The 18,789-nt window shown below is 53.4% G+C and carries 22 protein-coding genes; 2 read left to right on the top strand and 20 right to left on the bottom strand.

Annotated elements, in window-relative coordinates; translation table 11 throughout:
- Nucleotides 1-9: 9 nt before the first annotated feature.
- Nucleotides 10-993 (bottom strand): TIGR03756 family integrating conjugative element protein, encoded by a 984-nt coding sequence (locus tag KGP16_RS02015; protein ID WP_371822659.1) that lies wholly within the window; start codon nucleotides 991-993, stop codon nucleotides 10-12.
- On the bottom strand, nucleotides 990-1,394 hold the full coding sequence (locus KGP16_RS02010; RefSeq protein ID WP_223500738.1) for a TIGR03757 family integrating conjugative element protein: 405 nt from the start codon (nucleotides 1,392-1,394) through the stop codon (nucleotides 990-992). Before KGP16_RS02010 ends, KGP16_RS02015 begins: the two co-directional genes overlap by 4 nt.
- 171 nt (nucleotides 1,395-1,565) lie before the next feature.
- Between KGP16_RS02010 and KGP16_RS02005 the strand changes: the two genes are divergently transcribed.
- On the top strand, nucleotides 1,566-1,757 hold the full coding sequence (locus KGP16_RS02005) for a stability determinant (protein ID WP_223500737.1): 192 nt from the start codon (nucleotides 1,566-1,568) through the stop codon (nucleotides 1,755-1,757).
- Nucleotides 1,757-2,032: a type II toxin-antitoxin system RelE/ParE family toxin gene (locus KGP16_RS02000; RefSeq protein ID WP_223500736.1), complete on the top strand. Its 276-nt coding sequence runs from the start codon at nucleotides 1,757-1,759 to the stop codon at nucleotides 2,030-2,032. Before KGP16_RS02005 ends, KGP16_RS02000 begins: the two co-directional genes overlap by 1 nt.
- A gap of 152 nt (nucleotides 2,033-2,184) precedes the next feature.
- Here the strand turns inward: KGP16_RS02000 and KGP16_RS01995 are convergent, their stop codons facing one another.
- The 18 genes from KGP16_RS01995 to KGP16_RS01910 all read right to left on the bottom strand — a co-directional run bounded on the left by KGP16_RS01995 (nucleotide 2,185) and on the right by KGP16_RS01910 (nucleotide 18,635).
- Complete coding sequence (locus KGP16_RS01995; RefSeq protein WP_371822658.1) at nucleotides 2,185-4,983, bottom strand: conjugative transfer ATPase; 2,799 nt, start codon at nucleotides 4,981-4,983, stop codon at nucleotides 2,185-2,187.
- The gene (locus KGP16_RS01990) at nucleotides 4,983-5,393 is read right to left on the bottom strand and encodes a TIGR03751 family conjugal transfer lipoprotein (protein ID WP_223500733.1); all 411 of its coding nucleotides are present in this window, start codon (nucleotides 5,391-5,393) and stop codon (nucleotides 4,983-4,985) included. Before KGP16_RS01990 ends, KGP16_RS01995 begins: the two co-directional genes overlap by 1 nt.
- A gap of 30 nt (nucleotides 5,394-5,423) precedes the next feature.
- A complete protein-coding gene (locus KGP16_RS01985) occupies nucleotides 5,424-6,899 on the bottom strand; it encodes a TIGR03752 family integrating conjugative element protein (RefSeq protein ID WP_223500731.1) in 1,476 nt (491 codons plus the stop codon).
- Complete coding sequence (locus KGP16_RS01980; RefSeq protein WP_223500729.1) at nucleotides 6,889-7,779, bottom strand: TIGR03749 family integrating conjugative element protein; 891 nt, start codon at nucleotides 7,777-7,779, stop codon at nucleotides 6,889-6,891. Before KGP16_RS01980 ends, KGP16_RS01985 begins: the two co-directional genes overlap by 11 nt.
- Nucleotides 7,779-8,429: a PFL_4703 family integrating conjugative element protein gene (locus KGP16_RS01975; protein WP_223500727.1), complete on the bottom strand. Its 651-nt coding sequence runs from the start codon at nucleotides 8,427-8,429 to the stop codon at nucleotides 7,779-7,781. The genes KGP16_RS01980 and KGP16_RS01975 overlap by 1 nt, the downstream gene beginning before the upstream one ends.
- Complete coding sequence (locus KGP16_RS01970) at nucleotides 8,426-8,791, bottom strand: TIGR03750 family conjugal transfer protein (RefSeq protein WP_223500726.1); 366 nt, start codon at nucleotides 8,789-8,791, stop codon at nucleotides 8,426-8,428. Before KGP16_RS01970 ends, KGP16_RS01975 begins: the two co-directional genes overlap by 4 nt.
- A 12-nt stretch (nucleotides 8,792-8,803) precedes the next feature.
- Nucleotides 8,804-9,181: a TIGR03745 family integrating conjugative element membrane protein gene (locus KGP16_RS01965; protein WP_223500725.1), complete on the bottom strand. Its 378-nt coding sequence runs from the start codon at nucleotides 9,179-9,181 to the stop codon at nucleotides 8,804-8,806.
- Nucleotides 9,182-9,211: 30 nt separating this feature from the next.
- Entirely contained in the window at nucleotides 9,212-9,454 is a 243-nt protein-coding gene (locus tag KGP16_RS01960; RefSeq protein WP_223500724.1) for a TIGR03758 family integrating conjugative element protein, read from the bottom strand.
- On the bottom strand, nucleotides 9,454-9,777 hold the full coding sequence (locus KGP16_RS01955) for an RAQPRD family integrative conjugative element protein (protein ID WP_371822657.1): 324 nt from the start codon (nucleotides 9,775-9,777) through the stop codon (nucleotides 9,454-9,456). Before KGP16_RS01955 ends, KGP16_RS01960 begins: the two co-directional genes overlap by 1 nt.
- Before the next feature lie 159 nt (nucleotides 9,778-9,936).
- Nucleotides 9,937-11,100, bottom strand: coding sequence for a Shedu immune nuclease family protein (locus KGP16_RS01950; protein WP_223500723.1), 1,164 nt, complete (start codon nucleotides 11,098-11,100; stop codon nucleotides 9,937-9,939).
- Between the two features lie 192 nt (nucleotides 11,101-11,292).
- Nucleotides 11,293-12,066, bottom strand: coding sequence for a TIGR03747 family integrating conjugative element membrane protein (locus tag KGP16_RS01945; protein ID WP_223500722.1), 774 nt, complete (start codon nucleotides 12,064-12,066; stop codon nucleotides 11,293-11,295).
- The gene (gene traD / locus KGP16_RS01940; protein WP_223500721.1) at nucleotides 12,047-14,149 is read right to left on the bottom strand and encodes a type IV conjugative transfer system coupling protein TraD; all 2,103 of its coding nucleotides are present in this window, start codon (nucleotides 14,147-14,149) and stop codon (nucleotides 12,047-12,049) included. Before traD ends, KGP16_RS01945 begins: the two co-directional genes overlap by 20 nt.
- Complete coding sequence (locus KGP16_RS01935; RefSeq protein ID WP_223500719.1) at nucleotides 14,142-14,666, bottom strand: integrating conjugative element protein; 525 nt, start codon at nucleotides 14,664-14,666, stop codon at nucleotides 14,142-14,144. The genes traD and KGP16_RS01935 overlap by 8 nt, the downstream gene beginning before the upstream one ends.
- Nucleotides 14,667-14,668: 2 nt before the next feature.
- The gene (locus tag KGP16_RS01930; protein WP_223500718.1) at nucleotides 14,669-15,292 is read right to left on the bottom strand and encodes a transglycosylase SLT domain-containing protein; all 624 of its coding nucleotides are present in this window, start codon (nucleotides 15,290-15,292) and stop codon (nucleotides 14,669-14,671) included.
- Nucleotides 15,271-15,993, bottom strand: coding sequence for a TIGR03759 family integrating conjugative element protein (locus KGP16_RS01925; protein ID WP_223500717.1), 723 nt, complete (start codon nucleotides 15,991-15,993; stop codon nucleotides 15,271-15,273). Before KGP16_RS01925 ends, KGP16_RS01930 begins: the two co-directional genes overlap by 22 nt.
- Before the next feature lie 2 nt (nucleotides 15,994-15,995).
- Entirely contained in the window at nucleotides 15,996-16,709 is a 714-nt protein-coding gene (locus tag KGP16_RS01920; RefSeq protein WP_223500716.1) for a hypothetical protein, read from the bottom strand.
- Nucleotides 16,706-17,299 carry a PilL N-terminal domain-containing protein gene (locus KGP16_RS01915; protein ID WP_223500715.1) on the bottom strand — a complete coding sequence of 198 codons (594 nt, stop codon included), beginning with the start codon at nucleotides 17,297-17,299 and terminating at the stop codon, nucleotides 16,706-16,708. The genes KGP16_RS01920 and KGP16_RS01915 overlap by 4 nt, the downstream gene beginning before the upstream one ends.
- A 421-nt stretch (nucleotides 17,300-17,720) precedes the next feature.
- Nucleotides 17,721-18,635 (bottom strand): hypothetical protein, encoded by a 915-nt coding sequence (locus tag KGP16_RS01910; protein ID WP_223500714.1) that lies wholly within the window; start codon nucleotides 18,633-18,635, stop codon nucleotides 17,721-17,723.
- Nucleotides 18,636-18,789 lie beyond the last annotated feature (154 nt).

Raw genomic sequence — 18,789 nt, 5'->3', positions numbered from 1 at the left:
TTCACCTCACTAAAAGCTGGAGTTGCCCAGAAACTTCTGGCCACGCCGCTGACAGCAGCTGTAGGGTTGCCATAGGGCATAGGCCGCATTGCCGTTCTCGGCCGCGCTGTAACTACCGTCGGGAAAAACCGCGCAGGCGTGGGATAAACCGGGAGCAAGCCGTTGCCACTTATGGTTTTTAGTGCCGGTATTCTCCATCACCGGTTCCGGTGGCCAGTAGCCGGGGCGGCTATTGCCTTTCAGTACCTGATAAACGTGAGGCTGCCCGGTGCGCGTGATAATGTCGGCAACCCGCTGAGCGACCACCGCCGCCGCTTTATCATCATCGGTCTGGCTGATAAACCCTGAGCGGGGGTAGATATTGCCCCACATAGTGGCGCTTAGCTGGCTACCCAGTTCGCGCCGACCGGGGATCAGGGCTTCCGGATATAAGGACTCAGGCACGCCGGTACGCCAGGCAAGCGCATCCAGCGTACTGAGGAAATAGGGCATAAACGGTGTGGCCGCGCTGGGACAGGAATAGCCGGGGATCTTGCCGCCAATAATCGACGTTGCGGGGTGGCCAATCGCATCGGCATACTTAAAACGGATATTGGATTTACGCCGTCCCGGGTCTTTAATATCCGCAGGGCTACCGCCACCAGCCGATAACCCTGACAGAGCATTGGTCAACGTATTTTCCACCCCGCCAGCGGTCTGACTGACCAGCGCCATTTCCTGCCACGGATTACCGCCGGGTGCTACATAGGTAGAAACAACCGCCTGAGGAACGAAGTGGGTCACGCGAACCGACGTTTTGACGCTACAGCCATGGATAGAACAAAATAACCAATAGCAGATGCCACTCACCCGCCAACCGATACATCCTGGTGAAGCCGCACTGGCGACGATCTGTGCGGTATTTAGCGCGGCTATCGCCGCTGGCTGGCCGGCCATTGCCAGCAGAATACCCGCCACAACAGCGCGCAACCGGGAGCGGCGAGTTAATCTCATCGAACACCGCCTCGCGCCCTTAACGCGTTGGCTTTCGCCACATCGGCAGTACCGTACACCACCTCACGATCGTCGAAGACCACCGCCGGATATTGACCTACTCCCAACGCATGGGCACGTATAACTCCGCGCCAGGATGCAGCCAGTTGCTGTTGCCGCTGCGCCCACTGAGGTGACTGCATTAGCGCTGTTGCCCGACCGGCCGCCTGTTGCGGATCGTCAGGCAGTTCACCAAACCACTGCGCCAGCAACTGAGTCGGGCCATCCAGAAATACCACCTGAGTGTCCGGCGTGATATTGGCTGGCGGATGCCCAGCGTCGGTATATACCACCGTATCTGCCAGTACCGATATCGGCAGCAGCAAAGGGGAAAATAATAGTAAGGATGATCTTATGTTCATCACCGACTCCGTTAGCGTTATGAGTAACTGACAGCCTGAGTAATAAAGGCGGCAGAAACAGCAATAAACTCTTCGCCGGGAGTTGAAAATTTAGCTAACGGTAGGATTTGGTTTGCGCGATGAAAAACGCTATACTGGTTAAATAGTCAGCAACATTAGGAGCCATATACTATGACGATAAAACTCTCCCCCATCGTCTCCGAGTTTGAAACTCAGGAACAGGCCGACAGTTACGATCGCTGGTTCCGGGCTAAAGTCGAAGCGGCCATGAACAGCACCAAACCTCGAATCCCCCATGATGAAGTGATGGCTGGTGCACGAAAAATCATTGAGGAGGCTAAAGCGAGGAGGAAGCAGGCCTGATGCTAACTGTCAAATGGACTGACGAAGCCAGAAACGAACTTTACGCACTGATCAGATTTATCGCTGAACAAAATCCGTTTGCTGCTGAATCACTAATGCAACGGATTGAAGACTCAGTACTTCCTGCTACAGAACACCCCTATCTTTTCCGCCCTGGACGTATTCCTGGAACCCGAGAAATTGTGGCGCACCCAAACTATATTGTCGTGTATCAGGTTAAAGATGATTTCCTTGAAGTTCTTGATGTCCTACATGCTCGCCAGCAATACCCATAAAATCAACCTAGCAACAATGCCATCCTTATAAGGCTGTAATCACAATAAAACCAAATGGGTGAGAGTTTTGTAGCAAATCCGTGATCAACGCTACCATTCATCACGGATAACGCCAGTTTGATCACGGATAGCCGATCACCGTTGCAATGCGATCATAATGGCCCCCCCTGCGGTGTCAGACCGCGCAGGCGGTCGAGCTTACGCGCTACTCTGATGGCCGCGTCCAGCTCACTACATTGATATTCTCTCATCAAAGCCCGGCGCTCGGCCTTCTCTTCCTTTTCGGTCATCCCCAACGCCAGATATAAGCTCGGCGGTACGGCACGGAACAGCGCTTCAATTTTCTTCGATAGCACCACGCCTTCGGTATAGCACCCTGACAGTTTGCTGGCCGACAGCAGTACCGCTTGCTGCTCTTCGGTGAGGGTCTTAAAGCGTGAGATGTCCTCGACTTCCTTTTTCGGCATCGTCAGGCACAGCCACCATTCCGCCATATTGAGCATCTTACCGGCGGTGTCGGGAAAATCTTCCAGGTTCTGGGTGGCCAGCCACAGCCAGGCACCGAGCTTGCGCCACATCTTCACCACCTTGGTCATATAGGGCGCTAATAATGTATTCACCGTCACAATATGTGCCTCATCCACCACAAAATTGATATCCCGCGCCAGAAACTGATCGCGCTCGGCGATATTATTAATGGTGTTGGTTAGGCTGACCATGGTTAGCGCCATTTGCGCCTCATAGCCTTCGCGGGCAAAATGCCCCAGGTCAATCAGCGTGACGTCGGCCTCCGGCCACAGTTCGCCCTGCCGGTTGAACAGATCGGCTTCAAAGCTCCCCGGCTGGGTGAATAGCCCCAAAGATTCCGCCATCTCCGCTGCTTTAGCCCGACGTTGTTCATTACGGCCGCTGTTCTCATCCCGAGCGATAGCGTTTAACGCCAACTGTAGATCGGATGGCAACATCTGGCGATTGGCCTCAAACGTCGTACGCGCCGCCTTTAGCAACGCCTCGCGGATCATCGCCCGATCAGCACGCTTTAGCGCTGCTTCTTCCCGGGCATCCCCACCGGTAATCATCATGCGGGCCGAGATCTCCATTTCGCCCAGAATGTCGCGCTGATCCTCATTCTGCTCCCCGTCATCCTCATCAATATCGGGCAGATCCTGTTCATCCACCGGCAGATGGGTTTGCTCCAGCAGACGATGGGCATCCGCAAACAGCGGCAAACTGACCCCGCTACCGGGTTTGATGCTGACTTTATTCACCGTCAGCCCCAGGGTGGCAAAATAATCAGCCAGCAGGCCAAAGCTATTCCCCGCTTCGGCAATAAATAAGCGCGAACGATGTATGGCCATTAGCTGCGACAATAGGCCACAGAGCGTGGCCGACTTTCCCGCGCCGGTGGGGCCAAACAGCAGTAAATGCGCATTTTGGGTGCGATCATACTTGTTCATCGGATCAAAACTCAGCACATCACCGCCGCGGTTAAAGAAACTAAAACCGGGGTTGCCGCTGCCAGTATCGCGCCCGGTTACCGGTAGTAACCCGGCAAGGTGCTGTACCCAGGTTAAGCGGGTATACCAGTGCTTTTTATCCTTTTGCGGGTTAAAGCACATGGGTAAAGCCCGTAGCCAGCTATTGAGCGGCGCGGCATCAAACTCGGGCCGCACCGGCTGTAGGCCAGCCCCCAACAGCGTCGAGACCAGTTCCAGACGGCGCTGTTTCAATTCGGGCATATCGCGCGCGCAGAGTAGAAAAGTCAGGTTCGCCCGATACAGCTTATGTCGTTTACCCAGCAGTTCCTTTACCGCCTGCACATCCTGACGTACGCGGCCTGACTCGGTGTTCTCCCCCACCGCATTCTTGCTCAGGCGGGTAAAATCCTCTTCCAGAGAATCCTGCGGCTGAACCACAATGGTCATACAGACCATCGTCCCCGCCGGGAACATATCCATCAACGCATTGATATTGCGCTCTCCTCGCTGTTGCTCACCGGTTAGCGTACCAGGCTCAGGGGGCCGCCTTAATCGTTCAACCGGTAGCGCACAGTGTGGCCGGTTGTCCAGCCACCAAACCCCGTTATCCCTATCTGACCGCGGCGGGGTGAACCACAGAGACTCAGCAAAATCATTAAACACCGGCACGGTTCCTACCGGCGTCTCTTCCTGATCGGCATAGGCAGCATCACGATATAAGGTGGCTTTATCCACCCACTCTGGCGCTGGGTTAAACAACCGCAGCAACCAGTCATGGACCTGAGCTCCGGATTGACGCACGCAGACTATCCCCACCCCGCTCAGGGCACTGGTCAAGCGATCGCAGACCTGATTTAACATCGTTAGCGGCGGCATTGGGTCGCGGCTGTGGTTGCTGACCCAGCGATAAATCACCATCCGGGTACGGCGTTGCTGCCCTCGCCACGGCTGGCCGGTAATTAATGAATCTTCAAACAGGCCTTCAGGGCGAGCAATGCCGCGCATATGGCGCGCGGTCTCCGCCAGCCAGGCCTCAGTGTAGGGGGTATGTTGAGCGTGAGGTTTCACATAACCGCGCAGCTTTTCCAGATACGCTTCCACATTATCTTCATCCTGACAGAAAAACTGAACTACCCACGGATTGATATCATGCTCATCAAAGCTGTCCTGCAGGGCATCTTCTACCCGGTCGCGGATTTGCTCCAGGCGTTCAAGGGTACGCCCCTCAGTGGCCGCCGGAGCCACTTCATATACCGCCCCAACCGAGATACCATCATCCAGCAGCAGGCATCGATCGCGCTCCAGATATTCGGCCCAGGGTAAATAGTCAAGGATCGATGGGTTGGCGTGATATAACCTCAGCTCATCCTGAACGGTCATATTGCCCGGCCGCGTCAGGGTATCGCGAGGGGCAACCATGTCACCGTTCGCCGGTGCTTTGCCGATTTTTTGCTTAGTGAACAGGGATAGCATTACAGCGCCTCCGTGCGTTCGCCCGGCATGGCATATTGCGTCTGGCTATATAACGGAAATACCGTACTGTAGCCCGGCACCGGACTATTACCTTCCGCCAAATGCGGGAAGAGATACATCACCATGTCCGGGTTGGGTAAACGGGGAAACTGCTGGCTGATTTCACTTGCCTGACTGCGACTATAATCAGCATCCTGGCGCACTGCGGTTTGCCGCTCAGGTTCGGTCAGCGGGCGGTGTAGGGTTTCCCGGGGTGCTACCGACTGTCGAACGCTACCTTCACCCTGCCACAGCTCCAGCATGGTGTTATCCCCAGCCGGTAATAGCGTCTCTTTGGAGGTTGAACAACCGCCCAGCGCCAGACTGGTGAGTATCAGTACCACGGTTGGAATAAATAGATAATTTTTCATAGCCTGTTCTCCGCACAAAGCCCATTTCCTTTAATCCAGGCCGTCTGAGTAAGCGTCTTGGTCTGGCAGAGTAAAGTCATAGCGTACGTGACGCCCTTTTTCTTCATAGTCAATAGCCAACTGGCGGGTAATATGAACCGCCAGCCGTTTACCCGGCGGGACGTAAATCGCATCGAAGGTTTGGCCATAACGCTGCTTTATCCAGTCAGTGGCTTCACTCATTCCGCCTGAAATGGCTTTGCCCATCGCTGCCTGGCCCGCGCTCCCGGTGAGCGTTGATGAGATACCGTTGACGTTGTTCTGCGTGGTGTACTGGCCTTCGCTAACAGCACTCCCTGCGGCACTCGCGGCAGACAGCGCGAAAATCGTGGGTAAATAGCTTGAGGCATTGGATTTACGCTCACCGCTAATACATGGAATACCGTTGTCATCGGATAGCCAGCCAATACCGCCATTGCTATTGTTTTGATTGTTATTGGCGTTGCTTTGGCCATTGATATCAGGCTGCGGCAAAGTACGCACAGTACCGTCGGCAAACACAAAAGTGATGCTATTGACCTGACCACGTACGCACGACAGGGTCCAGTCGCCGCTGGCGGTGCCAGCAACGATTGCCCCCTCTACATCCGGCAGTTCAATACCGTTAGCCGTTAAGTTGTCTTTGCCGATTAATACCTTGAACGGATAGGGGTCGGTGACGGTACCGTTAATCGGCACTCGCCCCAATAATGCCGTCATCGCCCGGCTACCGATTAAGGTTGCGTTCTCCGGCAGGGTGTAGACCGGCAAAGTCGGATAGTTGGCCCGCTCGTTGCTGTAGCCCTTAACCTGCTGCTCATAGGCCGCTTTTTGGCGCGTCAATGGATTATCGTCGAGAAACGAGGTAGGAAACTGGGGCGAGGCTTTTGCGCTGGCGACATCTATGGAGTCGATCGGTTGCTGGTCCTGTGGTGCCACCCACAGTAAGCCATCGGTTCCCAGCGTGGACCTTGAACCGCTGCTGGCCCCCATGCCGTCCAGCCCCAACCCCAGCGGAATATCGCTATCACTCTGTTGACCGGGTGCCGGGTTATTCAGCCTGTCGGCCAGCGCCTCGATCTTGCCGATCAGCGACTGCTGCTCATGCCGTAACTGTTGCTGGCGCTTCTCGGCCTCTTCCCGTACCAGTGATACTGCGTTATCCACCTGGCCAGATACATCGGTTTTGACCTTACGCAGCCTCTCATTTTCCTTTAATACCTTGTCGATCTGCTTTTTCAGTTCGGTCTGTTCGCTGCGGGTGGTGCGGTAAGAGCCAATCAGGGTTTTCAGGGTATCTTCCGGCGTATCGCCCTCAACGCCCAGCGCCCTCAGTTCATCGGGTGACAGATCGGCCAGCACATTATTGCCGGACGATGATGGAACCGACGTTTTCCCAGAACTGCAGCTTTTGATGCCAACCAAGATGCCCGCCAGCAGTACCGTTGGCACTAAAATTTTGACCAGCGTATTCGATTTAATCTGCATTGCCCGCCCCTCGCTTGGTCACTGTAGCCATCGCGCGCCTGACGGCAGGCTCAGCGATAAACGCCCGATCGGGCCGCCCGGTGGTCACCAGATATAGCATGGTGGTATCTTCCGGCGTTCCGCTTGGCCCCAGCCAACGGTGCTGAAAGGTCGCGGCCACAAACCGCCCCTGCAACAGGCGTGGATCGAGCACGATTTTACCCTTAGCGGTATTGCGTACCTTTAGCGCCACCACGCTACGTTGCCCCACACCCCAGCCCGCCAACGGCTGTACCTCCAGCGGCTCGGTTGGATATAGGGTGGTTAGGCGCTTCGGCAAATGCAGATTAACCGGATGGATCCCCGGTACTGCCTCTAGGGTTCGCAACGGTGCATACAGACTCTGGGCGGCATAACGGGTCAATACAACCGGCAATGGTGCGTTGTACTTCACCGCAGGGCGTGTTGCCGGTGGGCCGTCATCAGCCTCGGGGCGAGAGGTTTGGGTCTCACCGCTGCGGCTTACCGTGCTAACGTCCCCGTGATATATCAGGCGTATCGGTTCAACTGAACCTTGGTCGCTGGCAGTGACATCCAGCAGGATCATCTGCCCGTTTTCCACATCCTGTAGCTGCAGACGAGTCAGCGAAAATGCCTGTTCAGCCTTTAAATAAACCGCACCACCGCTGCTCTGCACCCGTAACTTGCCGTTCAGCGCCGGAGGGAACCCTACCCGCACGTTTTTATCGGCAAATATCACCCGTTCCTGTCCCACCTTTAACGTAATGGGCAGCGGAATACGCTGCCATTTGATCAGTTCATCCGCCTGTAGCATTGGCGGTAATATCAGCGCAGTCAGGGTCAATACCCGCGCCCAGGCACGGCTATAAACGATTGGCATCACGATGTTCCCCCTTGCTGAGTATCCGGCAGGGAGGCCTCCAGCCGCTGTGGCGTATAGTCATAGCAATCAAGCGCCAAACCAAACTGATTGCGCTCCGCATCGCCTTCCCAACGCACCACTTTTAACGGGTAACGCACCAAGGCCCGTTTGACCGGCTCGGCATGAAAATACTCGTCCGCCACCAAATCTAGCCGGACCACCCAGTTATCACGATCGCGAACGGTAACGCTGCGGGTGCTGTAACCCCGGCCGGGGATCTCATACATGACCCGAACCCGGTCAATTAGCTCGCCGCCGTCAGCGCGACGTTTCACCTCCAGTTGTAGAAAATCCTGACAGGCCGGGGTCAGATAGGCGGATAGCGCACTAATTTTAGCCGGGTAATCCTCTGCGCCGTTTTTGGGCCAGGCGTTCAACTGCTGAAAAATATAAAACGCAAAGCTATATACCGTGGAGGGCGGAACCTCCCACCACGGGCGGGTGCTGCCGGTTCGCAGATCCGGCGGGTTGTGAACGGTCAAATTGCGCGGGGCCAGCATCCACCCCACGCAGGTCAGTAACAGCAACACCAGCAAAACGCCACAGATAGTGCGCAGCGTTAGGATATGCTGGTCACGATTTTTCACCGCGTGACGAAAATGGCTCATTTGCTGCTCCGGGTTGCCCGACAGCGTTTCAGTGACCAGCCCTGGGTGACCAGAATCAATGATGGATCTCCCATTCCCAACCGGCGCTTTTTTACCTCAAGGCGTTGCCAGATAAAATTTTCCGGTTTGCCGCGCTTAAGGCGGGCCAGTATTTTTCCGCCAAACCAAACCACCATCAGCGGGGTAACCAGCATACCGGTCGGAATAATCATCCAGCCAAGCAGCAAGGAGAGCGGCAGCGATATAAGCAATCCGATGCCTATGCCGAACAGCGCTGCCAGCCCCATCTCCGGAGTAGTAAAGCCGCGAAAGACCACCGGTTCAGCATTCAGGCGGTCGGGCAAAAAGCGGATAGTCTGCATCGCCAATGCCCCTTACAAAATAATGCTGGCCGACTTGCCCAGCAGCCAGATAATGGCGACCAGTAGCACCACACCGACCACCACAATGGCGGCAAAGGTCATCCATGAGGATTTGCCCTCCCGTACTTCAGCAAAGGTTGCTAAAGCCGCAGAAGCCACGTAGATAAAGGCCACCGCCGCCAGTACCAGGCCCCCAAGAACCACCCCATCCTGTAAATAGCCTTTAATTTGCCCGGTCAGGCCGCTACCGCCGCCGGATGACGGCGGTTCTACCGTAGGTAAATCCGCATAGGCTGGCTGACAGCTTAGCCAGGCCACTAGTGCCGCTGCGCCTAAACGAGAAGGCAGGCGCGTCGACCACTGGCGCAGGGAAAAAAATAGTATTTTCATAGCCGGATAAACTCCTTTTAAGTCATAAGATCAGCTGGCAAACATCCATATGCTCACCACCAATAGCAAAACGGTGCGAATACAAAAGCGGACCAGGGTCGCATTGCGCACCCGGGTATGTGCCCAGCCGTTATAAACATCCATCAGGCCCCAGGCGGCCCATAAAAACAGCGTTGCCAACAGCAAGCCGATACACAGCAGATGCAGTACGCTGGCATCGATATTGCCGGATGCGGCCTTAAAGGCGGTCGATTGTGCCGATGACATCCCCATCAGGGGCGTTCCCGACGGAAATTGCCCGCTACCGTTCCCGCCTCACGGGGTTGTGCCCGCGAGGGTTCGAGATAGTGGTCAATACCGGCTTTGATGGTGTTGATATCCGCCGTGACCCGTGAGTAGTCAAAGAAGTAGCGGCCGTGTGCCGCAGGGTCCGACTGTGCGGCCGCGACGCGGGCACGTTCAAGTGAGGCCTGCGCCTGATCGAGCAGACGCAGGCTAGTGGCAAGCTCATCTTTCTCGGCAGCCTGGGCACAGCACGCCATGCCCAGCAAGCAGCCGAACGCAACGCCGTGAGTTAGCGGGCGGAGGGGAAACATAGTCACACCTTTTCGTCAGTTAACGGATGTGAACAGGATGGGGAAAGCCGGAAAGGGGATCAGCTATTAACTGTTTATGTAACGGTGATAATTAATCTAAGAACATGGCACGCCATCAACGCACCATAAAAATCAATTAGAGTAAAAATGGAAATAGATCTAAACCGTACTCTCTTCACTGGTAGCCACGATGAAACGTGCTCGCTCATATAGTTCATCAAACGTAATAATCTCTGGGGATATGAGATTTTTCCTGTAATTTTCAAATGAACGCAATTTGTCTTGATTCACACCAAGTTCAGTAACAAATTGCTCAAGATCCCCTACAACAAGAAAAGCCTTAGGATTGTAATTATATAACTCTTCTTTCATTGGGTTACCATACGAATCAGTTAGATTTAATTTCCCTCTAATAGATTCTAAAGCATAAGATGTTGTCCCCTGAATTTGCGATATTGCGCCAGTCATTTCTGCTGATGGAGACCAACAACCAGATCGGTATGGAGTCTTTGATAATAATTCAGTTTTGTGTGTCTTAATTTCTACGAAGCATAAATTTGATATAACACCTTTAGTTTTCAATAAACCATCAACACGCTTGCCATGCTGGCCTATCTGAAAACCTTGCACAACCTGCTCAAGTTTTTTATCATCTAAATTAGAGAGATAGATGTAACTTAGTCCATAGCCAAATATCCACGTATTTTTCTCAAAGAATTTCTGCCAAACGGCTTCAGCTGAACATGATTTTTCTTTTTTTACATACTCAAAATAACTTTCATCCTCAATAAGCCTTTTAAACACTTCAAGTTGTTTCTTTCTATACGCAATAGATACAATATCTTTTTTAGTTATATATGTTTTTAACGCTTCAGATATTGCCTGTTCATTCACGACAAGAATTTCTTCAGCCTGATTATTTGTAAGTACAATTTTCTTCAGTTCTTCATCTGAGATTTTAATTGCACTGGCATTATCGAATTTCAAAGCGTGTATATTGGTAAGAAACTCAACAAACTTCCCTATCTCATTCCCTATAAATGAAAAACCTGAGCCATAAGGTTGACCTGTCTCTGCAGAAAACTTCTGAATAGATAAAACAAATATTTCTTTTGTTACCTCCACAAATTTAGCTGTTATATAAGTTGAGGCATCTAACTTATGACGCAGAACGACTTCGTCTTTTATTTTTGCAAAGTCATATCCTTCTGGGCTAACTATCGCCTTGGAAGCTATTCTTATTTTTACATTTTTATTTTCAAAAGAAGTCAAGCTGGGGCTAATATACGTTTTTTCAGGCTTAGGGTCTGTGTAACTGTCCATCTGAGCTGCTCTCCACAGAAATCATAAAAGACCTCTGCAGTATACAAAGGAAATCACCTCAGATCTCAGGCAATTTGATTATACTTTCAATCTAGTACCAAATCTGACGCGCCGGGATACGCTATTCCATGGGCTTATCTGCTGACGGTAGCGCACAAAACCCGTTTTGTACGCTACCGTCCAGCGCCGATATTAGAGATACTTCTTAAACGAAGCGGTGGTGACGGTAATTGCCGCCCCCAGCAACAGCGCAGCAGGCAACAACAGCAGGTTGGGATACACCGTCCCCGGCCAGGAAAGGTATACAATGCAGGGAATTGCCACCGCCGGTTTTACCAGCCGTTTAGCGTGATGATAGACAAAGCTGGACTCATAGGCCGCACCATAGCGCCGCAGGTCCCGCCGCCCTAATCCCTCCACTACAGCGACCAGTATCACCATCACAAACAAGGGCACCGACAGCAGCAGAATAGTCACCCGAACCAGCAAGATTAGCGTGACGTAAACGGTCGCCATCAGGTACTCATGCAGATACCCGGCTAACCAACCGCTCCAGCTATCAAGCTGGCGAGACAGCTCATTATCCGCACGCGTTTGCGCCTGATATTCTGCTTTAGCCCAGGTAATAAACCCGCTGTCCTCAAAGGCCCACCGATACGCCAAACCTATCCAGCGAGTGACCGTCACCGAAGGCTCAGATAACATCAGACTCCGCCGGAACTCCGATGACAGATAGCCTAACTCAGTATTCATTACCGTTTGGCTATGGGTTGCCCCCTGCTGCGGCCAGATAAACGCCATGCCAATATATTCAATGAGTAAACTTAGCAGCAGCGAGGCCAGCAATATCCCGATCAGGGCCCACGGCCAGCCCCATAGCAGGTTATACAACAAGCCGTGGCGTTTGTTTACATACTCCCCACTCTGCTGACGCGGGGGCGTTTGATTACGCGATGTCTGCGCCATAGGCTTCCCCGTCATCCGGCATTAACGCGCTGGCAGACCACCAGTTTTCACTGGTGCGGTAGTGACGTCGCATAGTTTCGGCAATTGTCAGTAAGCTTTCGGGCATCAGGCTATCACCCTTATCATCGCCATCGGGCAGCGGCATACGGATCTTCCATAGCTGGCCACCTTCCAGGAGTGCAAAAGCCTGCCCTTTGGGCAGATTAATCATCTCAGCAGGGGTGATCAGCGGAGTTTTAATGGTACTGACACGGTCCTGGGTGCTGGAGGTAAAATCCTGCCCCTGCTCAACATCGGCGACATCCGAGTGGCCGGAAACCAGCGTCTTAGTAAAAACCTCCACCTCTGGCAATTGGCTAGTCAACAGCTCCGCCGTCCGGTTCTCACGAACGCGCAGCATAATCAGAGTATTGAAGTTACCGCTAACCTGCGCCGCTTTCGCCGGGCTGCCGATTCGCGCTTCAATATCAGACAGCGTCTGGGTATAGGCGGTGACCTGCATTCCCGCGCCGCCGCCTTTATTAATCAGCGGAATAAACTCCTGCCCCATCAGTTCGTTAAACTCATCACAGTGCAGATTTATGGCTAACTTGCCGTCAGCCCGAACCGGCAGCCCGGCATTAATACCGTGCTTATAAATCTGACCGGCCACGCTAACCAGGTCGGCAAACATGCTGTTACCCACCGCCGAGGCCACCTCACTATCCGACAACGCATCCAGCCCGATATACACCACCGCCCGTTGACGAATAGCCTGTTCCCAGTCAAATATTGGCCGGGTATCCTCCATGTCCAGATAGTTCGGGGAGAGCAACTCAGCGGTTTTGCCCGTAGTCAGCTTTTCCAGCAGCGGCAGCAAAGAGGCGACAATCTTATCGAAGTAGGTGCGATCGTAACGTACCACCGAACGCAGGCCATCGAGGATCGGGTCATACAGCTTTTTACCGGTATCGGAACTCAGCGCTACCTCTATCGCCCAGATACGCAGCGCATCCGGCTGGCCCTGCATATTGCGCGGCACATCCTTCTCACTGAGCACGCCAAGGTTATTGCCGATCAGCGGCCGCAGCTCGGGCAGTTGCTCGCGCATAACTTTACCCGCATAGCGCAGGTAGAGATCGGCGATATTGTTAACGTAACGCATAATCAAGGTGTAATCAGGGCGTTCGCCCAGTGCCACCAGGGCGCGGGCAATAATATTGACAAAGCGCCAGGCAAACTCGCGAAACGCTGCGCTGTTACCCTCACCGCTTAACTGCCCCGCCACCCTAGTTGCCACTTCAGATACTCGGCCAAAACGGCCAACGGCGTTATAACGCGCGGAGATATCTGGCCAGCCAAGGTGAAACAGCAACAGCTCTCGTCCGGCGCGATGGGCCTCAGCCCACACCCGACGCAGCAGATCGGCATCCCCTTTGGGATCAAATACTATTGTGATATCTCCCCGGCGAATATCCTGAGCGATCAACAGCTCGGCCAGCCGGGTTTTACCCACCCGCGTAGTACCTAATACCAGGGTATGGCCAACCCGCTCACGCAAATCCATTGATACATCGCATTCGTCCGGCTCAACCCCGTGCAATACCGGGTTACCCCCCACCGGCGGCAGCGGGCGTAGCGGATTCAACGGCGAATCTGTCCGTAATAGCCGCGATAGCCAGGACAGACGATACTCGGTCTGTTGCTCCAAACGCCGGGCAAATTGGTATAGCCTGGCTGGCTGAACATATTTCTCCACCTCCGGACGTCGCGTATCCAGCAGCCGTTGGGTATGTTTTTGCTGCCAGCGAAATCCCTTACCCAAAAACAGCCGTTGATGACTGACAGGGATTTGGCGGGCGCTCATCACGTAGCGCGGTAATCGGCGTAGGTTACGGCGATAGCGGATCACCGCTAACCCCTGACGGATACGAACGGCGGCCAGCAGAGCAAAACCAGCGGCGGTGACATAGCTCACGGAGGGAGCCAGCGCTACCGCCCAGGGTGCGCTAACACAGACAAAGGCCGCCGTCGCGGCGACCAATGCCGTATTCAGCTCAACGGCGGGCCGTAACAGCGCCTCAATAACATAGCGGTTACTCATCGAGTCGTCCTCCCACCCGCTGCGATAACCCGCTAGCGCCAATGAATACCGGGTAGTGCTCTATCTGCAAACGACCGGCCAGTTGTGAACCTGATGCCGGTACCATGGGTACACCGGGAACCAATGCCCTTAGTCTATTAACGCCATCCATACTGGTGACATTAACGATCAGTCCAGCGGCATTTTGCTGGGCTAGCCGCTCAGCATTAGCGCGAAGCCAACGCATAGAAGCATCATCATCCCCGACCAAGAACAGTGCACCAATACCCGGCAACTGCAGCAAACGCTCGGTAACCGGCCCGGGGCTCAATTCCGGGGTGCTGACCGGCAACATAGCCGACTCACCCTGCGGTATTGGCTGCATGGCAGACGGTGAAGCGGGTAGTAGCTGGCGATTAATCCCCTCATACCAGGGTGCGGTATCTTCTCCGCCAAGATCGGCAATCACCTTTAGCCCCGCCTGCACGGTTGGAATAGACAATATCAAGGCAGCCAGTAACAACATCGCGTTTTTCATGGTTATGGTCTCCGGGGTTCTGTCCAGATAAAGGCAGGATCGGGCGTCAGCGTCGCTAGCCTTACCGGGGTAAGCGTCGGTATGGATGCCGGTACCAGCGAAGCCAGTTTGCGTTTCACTATCGCCTGATAGCGTGCAGCGGGTGCACCTCCGGCCGGATGGTGATAACAACCGGCAGCATTGAGCCAGTTCCCGGGACGGCGGTCATAGCATTCGCGCAGAATGGCCGCCGCCGCATTGAGATTGGCGTAGGAGTCGAAAGCATCCCAGGTTGATGAGAAGCGATGACCGTTCCAGCCCAGATTGACCTGAGCAATGCCAACATCAATACGTTTAAGCGGATATTGACCGATAAAGACCTGCAGTGCCTGCCAGGCCGCCAGTCGGGTGCGATAACGATACCCCTTACCAGCAACGTTGATGGTCCATGGCCAGGGGCGGTAACCCTGCGGGAGCTTTTTTGACGACTCCGCCAAAGCCAGCGAATAGAGTGATTCAGGGGGAACGCCATGTCGCTGAGCTACCTGACGATACCCCTCAGGAACCACCTGTTTATGACGAGACGGGTGACCAACTGCTGGCAGTGCCAGCAGCAGTGTGAAGATCAAAATACCGCAATGCGCCATCCGTCTCTCCCCTGCTGTAATACTACCGGCATTTGCCCTTGCCCCAGCTTCAGCCAGCGGCCGCCGTCATGGTTAAGCGTAATTTGGCGCGCTCGCACCTTGTCGATCGGAATACCATGCCCCGTTGCCCACTGGCGTAACAGCTCATCTTTTCCCTGACTATCGGTCAGATAAATATCTACCGGGCGGCCGCTGGCCAGTACCTCCGTCAGGCGGGCATCGCACGCGGCACAGTTCTGAGCCCGGACAAACAGCGCCAAACGTTGCCCAGTACCCAGAGCCGTTCCGCCCTCATCCCCCAGAGAGACCGGCAATGTCTGTGAATATAAACGTCGCCAGGCGGCATCGACCTCGCGCTGAAACCTCAGCTCTTTTTCGGTGCGGGCAAACTCTTCCTTTACCCATAGTTCAGCGAAATGGCGGCGCTCTGCCTGGCTTTTCGCCTCAATCCCCAGCGTGGTTAGCGGGTCCAACCCCGGTGACTGAATGCCTCGTGGGCCGTTTATCAGTTGCCGATAACGCCGGTATTCCTCAACGCTCAGCCCCCATTGCCCGGCCTGACTTTCCAGACTTTGAGACTGACTCTGTTCCACCTGGCTATCCTGCACCGCAGACGTTTGCGGCTGGCTCTGCTCGGACCAAGCCGCCTGCACCACAGAACTGAACAGTAACCCACCGACCAAGGTACCAATTGATTTCATGTTTATTGCTCCACCACGATGGTTGTCAGCCGACCGTTTACCCGAAACGTCGCCTGCCGCTGCCCTACCTGAACCAGCATCCAGCCAGAAACCGTCTCCCCCTCAGCTAGCAGATAAATTTGCGACAGGCTGCTGTAACCGCGCGGGGCCAAAGCGGCAAAAGCGTCAGCCCCGCGCTTCTCAATGCCGGTCAGCACAAATGGGGCCTTACGGGGCATCCTGCTAACGGATTTAGCCGGAGTTTTGGCGGTCGCAGAGGTTGCATCGGCTGCGGGGTTCGGCGGGGAGAGTTTGGCTGCTTTCAACCGTTCAACCGCTTGATGAAGCGCGGTCAAACGGCGATCCTGTGCCTGTTGCGCAGACGCCAGAGTACTCAGCGTTTTTTCCAGAGCGCTAAGCTGCATTGCCCAGTCGCTGGTCTGTAGCAACGATTGACGCAGGCTCTCTGCTAACTGGCTACGTTGCTGTGAGTTTGCCGATAGCTGCCCCACTCTCTTTTGTAGCTCACTGAACTCATCAATATGCACCACGCCGTTCTGCTGACCTTCCAGCTGCGTCAGTCGGCTATCGACATCGCTCAGACCGCTGACTATGATATACAGCAGCAGGCTTAGTAATATGCCAAAGACGATCGTCAGGCCGGTGCAAAGAATAAATCCGTTCGGCCAGTGGCTGCGCTTGGTCGGTTGAGAACCGATATTTGCCCGTTCGCTCATTTGTTAAGTAACCCTCCTACGGTGGAAGCTGGCGGAATAACCTCTGCGCTAGCGGCAGGTACCAACGCTAACCCTATGGCCGGTAGCTGATACCCTTCGCGCAGGCTGTGGCAAATCACCCGCTGCACATCATCCACCTCAAGCTGCCAGGCCGGACCGGCCATCACCTGTAGCGCGGTGCGCAAACGCATTGGCCCCATCTGGTAATGCACCCCGGGCAAAGGCTGACGGTATAGCACAGCATTAGCCTGGCCGATGGCACACAGCGTATAGCCGGACTGCTGAAGGGCATAACGCAGGGCGCCCGCTACATTTGGCTTGAGTGAGGCAGGAATGCGTATATCAATAACCTGGGAAAGCGGATCGTGCTGAACTGCAGCCGGGTCGGTGCTGACCAATAGGTAACGGTCATAGCGCACCACTTCCGGGGGGCGACCATAGGCATCAGCAGCCACGGTCTGCAGATTGCGGCTAACGACAACGGACGGCGTGGGAACTACCGGTTCGCGGCTCTGGAGCTTTTGCAGCGGCGGCGAGCACCCGGCCAGAAAAACCAGGGGCAACAGACTGAGTAAGCGGGCTAATTTCATCCAAAGAGCTCCTGTACAGTGATAAAACAGCCTTCACTGTGCAGAGCCCTTTAGGCACGCTCAAGCAACAACTCTATTTCCGTTGGTGAAAAAAACGCCGGAATTGCATATGTCATCAGGGGGTCTATAGGCAGGGACAACGTAATCGGGTGGTCGGTTAAGAGAGAGAAGTGGACTTTAAAGATTGACTCTGTTGCGGAGAAAACGGAGGCGAAGCCAAAGCTTTACCCTGTCAGGCAGCAGGCGCTTGTTAGTGACTAGGGTGTGTCCCGTAACTGTTTTTTGTACAGTTCCAGCGACGAAAAATCCACTTGAAGCTCTGATAATTGTTTGAAAAACGCTCGAAATTGAACCGGTTTTTGCTTTTTAAACGAGATTCTCACCGCTTCCCTAAATATGTGGAGGGGTTAAGGGACACAGCCTAGATTGATATGATTTTCTTACCACTTTGCTCTTGCACTTCTTTTTTGAAAACATCGAAAAGGAGCTCATCTCTAATTATTTGATCGATAGTCATTCTTCCCATCACCAAGTCATATATTACATAGTAATACGATAATAAAAGCTCATGGATATATATAGAAATATCACGACCACGAACTATATCCACACCGATCTTCACATCATATTCTGCAGAATAAATTGCGTTAGTCAATTTGTAGTAATCATTTGATAAATCGAAGTATACTAGTGGCACCTCATATTTACCTCTTGCCACATCTGATTTGAAAATATACTTAAAACCATCCATGCTAACTTTTAGTTGAATACCTGCAGTGATAGCGCAATTTGTATTATTGGTTATCTGCAATAATTCCTCTTTTTCACTCTCCTTGTTTATCCATATAACATCACGCTGTGGGTCTGATGGGCTATATTTTGTTGGATATAACCTCTGAGTTGAATTTAACCCAGTCCCAATTGCTCTAAAGGAATCCAAACTCTTATGTGATCTCCGTCCCTTTCGAGCATACATTCCCCATAGTCGATTTGCTTCTGCACTTTCATTGCATTCTTTTACCACCATTGCTTCCGCAATTTTCCCGAGTAGGCGCATGACCGAAACATTTGGGTCTGGCGTGATAAAGATCTTAGCATATAAAAATCCTTCATCATTTACGTCAACTAAACCCAACTCTTCAGACAAGATAGTCATCAAGTCATAACCATGGGCATGTGCTACCAAACGGCTATTTCGCACTCCAGAATTCCAGTCATTAAGTGGCTGAATGTTTGATAGATCGATACTGCCGTCATTATTCAAGCTCGCGATAACCAGTTGAGGTTTTCTATAAATTGGAGCACCAAACTGATCTACAATTGTTGTCTTCTGCACCCTATGTCCTTTGAGCCAGTGATAGTTGATTACCCCAAGAGTGCCGACTTTAGCGGCTGGTTTCAAGCGCAGCGTAAACCAGTCCGGCAGCATGCGGTTGATACTTCATTGAACCTTATCTCTGGACCAGCCTGATTAGCTAAAGTAGGGGTAA

Origin of the sequence: Serratia sp. JSRIV006 (assembly GCF_019968685.1) — a bacterium.
GTDB lineage: Bacteria > Pseudomonadota > Gammaproteobacteria > Enterobacterales > Enterobacteriaceae > Chania > Chania fonticola_B.
The sequence above is the reverse complement of the archived record's forward strand: the minus strand, read 5'-3'. Positions and strand labels throughout refer to the sequence as shown.

Coding starts and splice junctions, on each gene's coding strand:
- KGP16_RS02015 (WP_371822659.1), bottom strand. CDS start 993: ATGAGATTAACTCGCCGCTCCCGGTTGCGCGCTGTTGTGGCGGGTATT.
- KGP16_RS02010 (WP_223500738.1), bottom strand. CDS start 1,394: ATGAACATAAGATCATCCTTACTATTATTTTCCCCTTTGCTGCTGCCG.
- KGP16_RS02005 (WP_223500737.1), top strand. CDS start 1,566: ATGACGATAAAACTCTCCCCCATCGTCTCCGAGTTTGAAACTCAGGAA.
- KGP16_RS02000 (WP_223500736.1), top strand. CDS start 1,757: ATGCTAACTGTCAAATGGACTGACGAAGCCAGAAACGAACTTTACGCA.
- KGP16_RS01995 (WP_371822658.1), bottom strand. CDS start 4,983: ATGCTATCCCTGTTCACTAAGCAAAAAATCGGCAAAGCACCGGCGAAC.
- KGP16_RS01990 (WP_223500733.1), bottom strand. CDS start 5,393: ATGAAAAATTATCTATTTATTCCAACCGTGGTACTGATACTCACCAGT.
- KGP16_RS01985 (WP_223500731.1), bottom strand. CDS start 6,899: ATGCAGATTAAATCGAATACGCTGGTCAAAATTTTAGTGCCAACGGTA.
- KGP16_RS01980 (WP_223500729.1), bottom strand. CDS start 7,779: ATGCCAATCGTTTATAGCCGTGCCTGGGCGCGGGTATTGACCCTGACT.
- KGP16_RS01975 (WP_223500727.1), bottom strand. CDS start 8,429: ATGAGCCATTTTCGTCACGCGGTGAAAAATCGTGACCAGCATATCCTA.
- KGP16_RS01970 (WP_223500726.1), bottom strand. CDS start 8,791: ATGCAGACTATCCGCTTTTTGCCCGACCGCCTGAATGCTGAACCGGTG.
- KGP16_RS01965 (WP_223500725.1), bottom strand. CDS start 9,181: ATGAAAATACTATTTTTTTCCCTGCGCCAGTGGTCGACGCGCCTGCCT.
- KGP16_RS01960 (WP_223500724.1), bottom strand. CDS start 9,454: ATGGGGATGTCATCGGCACAATCGACCGCCTTTAAGGCCGCATCCGGC.
- KGP16_RS01955 (WP_371822657.1), bottom strand. CDS start 9,777: ATGTTTCCCCTCCGCCCGCTAACTCACGGCGTTGCGTTCGGCTGCTTG.
- KGP16_RS01950 (WP_223500723.1), bottom strand. CDS start 11,100: ATGGACAGTTACACAGACCCTAAGCCTGAAAAAACGTATATTAGCCCC.
- KGP16_RS01945 (WP_223500722.1), bottom strand. CDS start 12,066: ATGGCGCAGACATCGCGTAATCAAACGCCCCCGCGTCAGCAGAGTGGG.
- traD (WP_223500721.1), bottom strand. CDS start 14,149: ATGAGTAACCGCTATGTTATTGAGGCGCTGTTACGGCCCGCCGTTGAG.
- KGP16_RS01935 (WP_223500719.1), bottom strand. CDS start 14,666: ATGAAAAACGCGATGTTGTTACTGGCTGCCTTGATATTGTCTATTCCA.
- KGP16_RS01930 (WP_223500718.1), bottom strand. CDS start 15,292: ATGGCGCATTGCGGTATTTTGATCTTCACACTGCTGCTGGCACTGCCA.
- KGP16_RS01925 (WP_223500717.1), bottom strand. CDS start 15,993: ATGAAATCAATTGGTACCTTGGTCGGTGGGTTACTGTTCAGTTCTGTG.
- KGP16_RS01920 (WP_223500716.1), bottom strand. CDS start 16,709: ATGAGCGAACGGGCAAATATCGGTTCTCAACCGACCAAGCGCAGCCAC.
- KGP16_RS01915 (WP_223500715.1), bottom strand. CDS start 17,299: ATGAAATTAGCCCGCTTACTCAGTCTGTTGCCCCTGGTTTTTCTGGCC.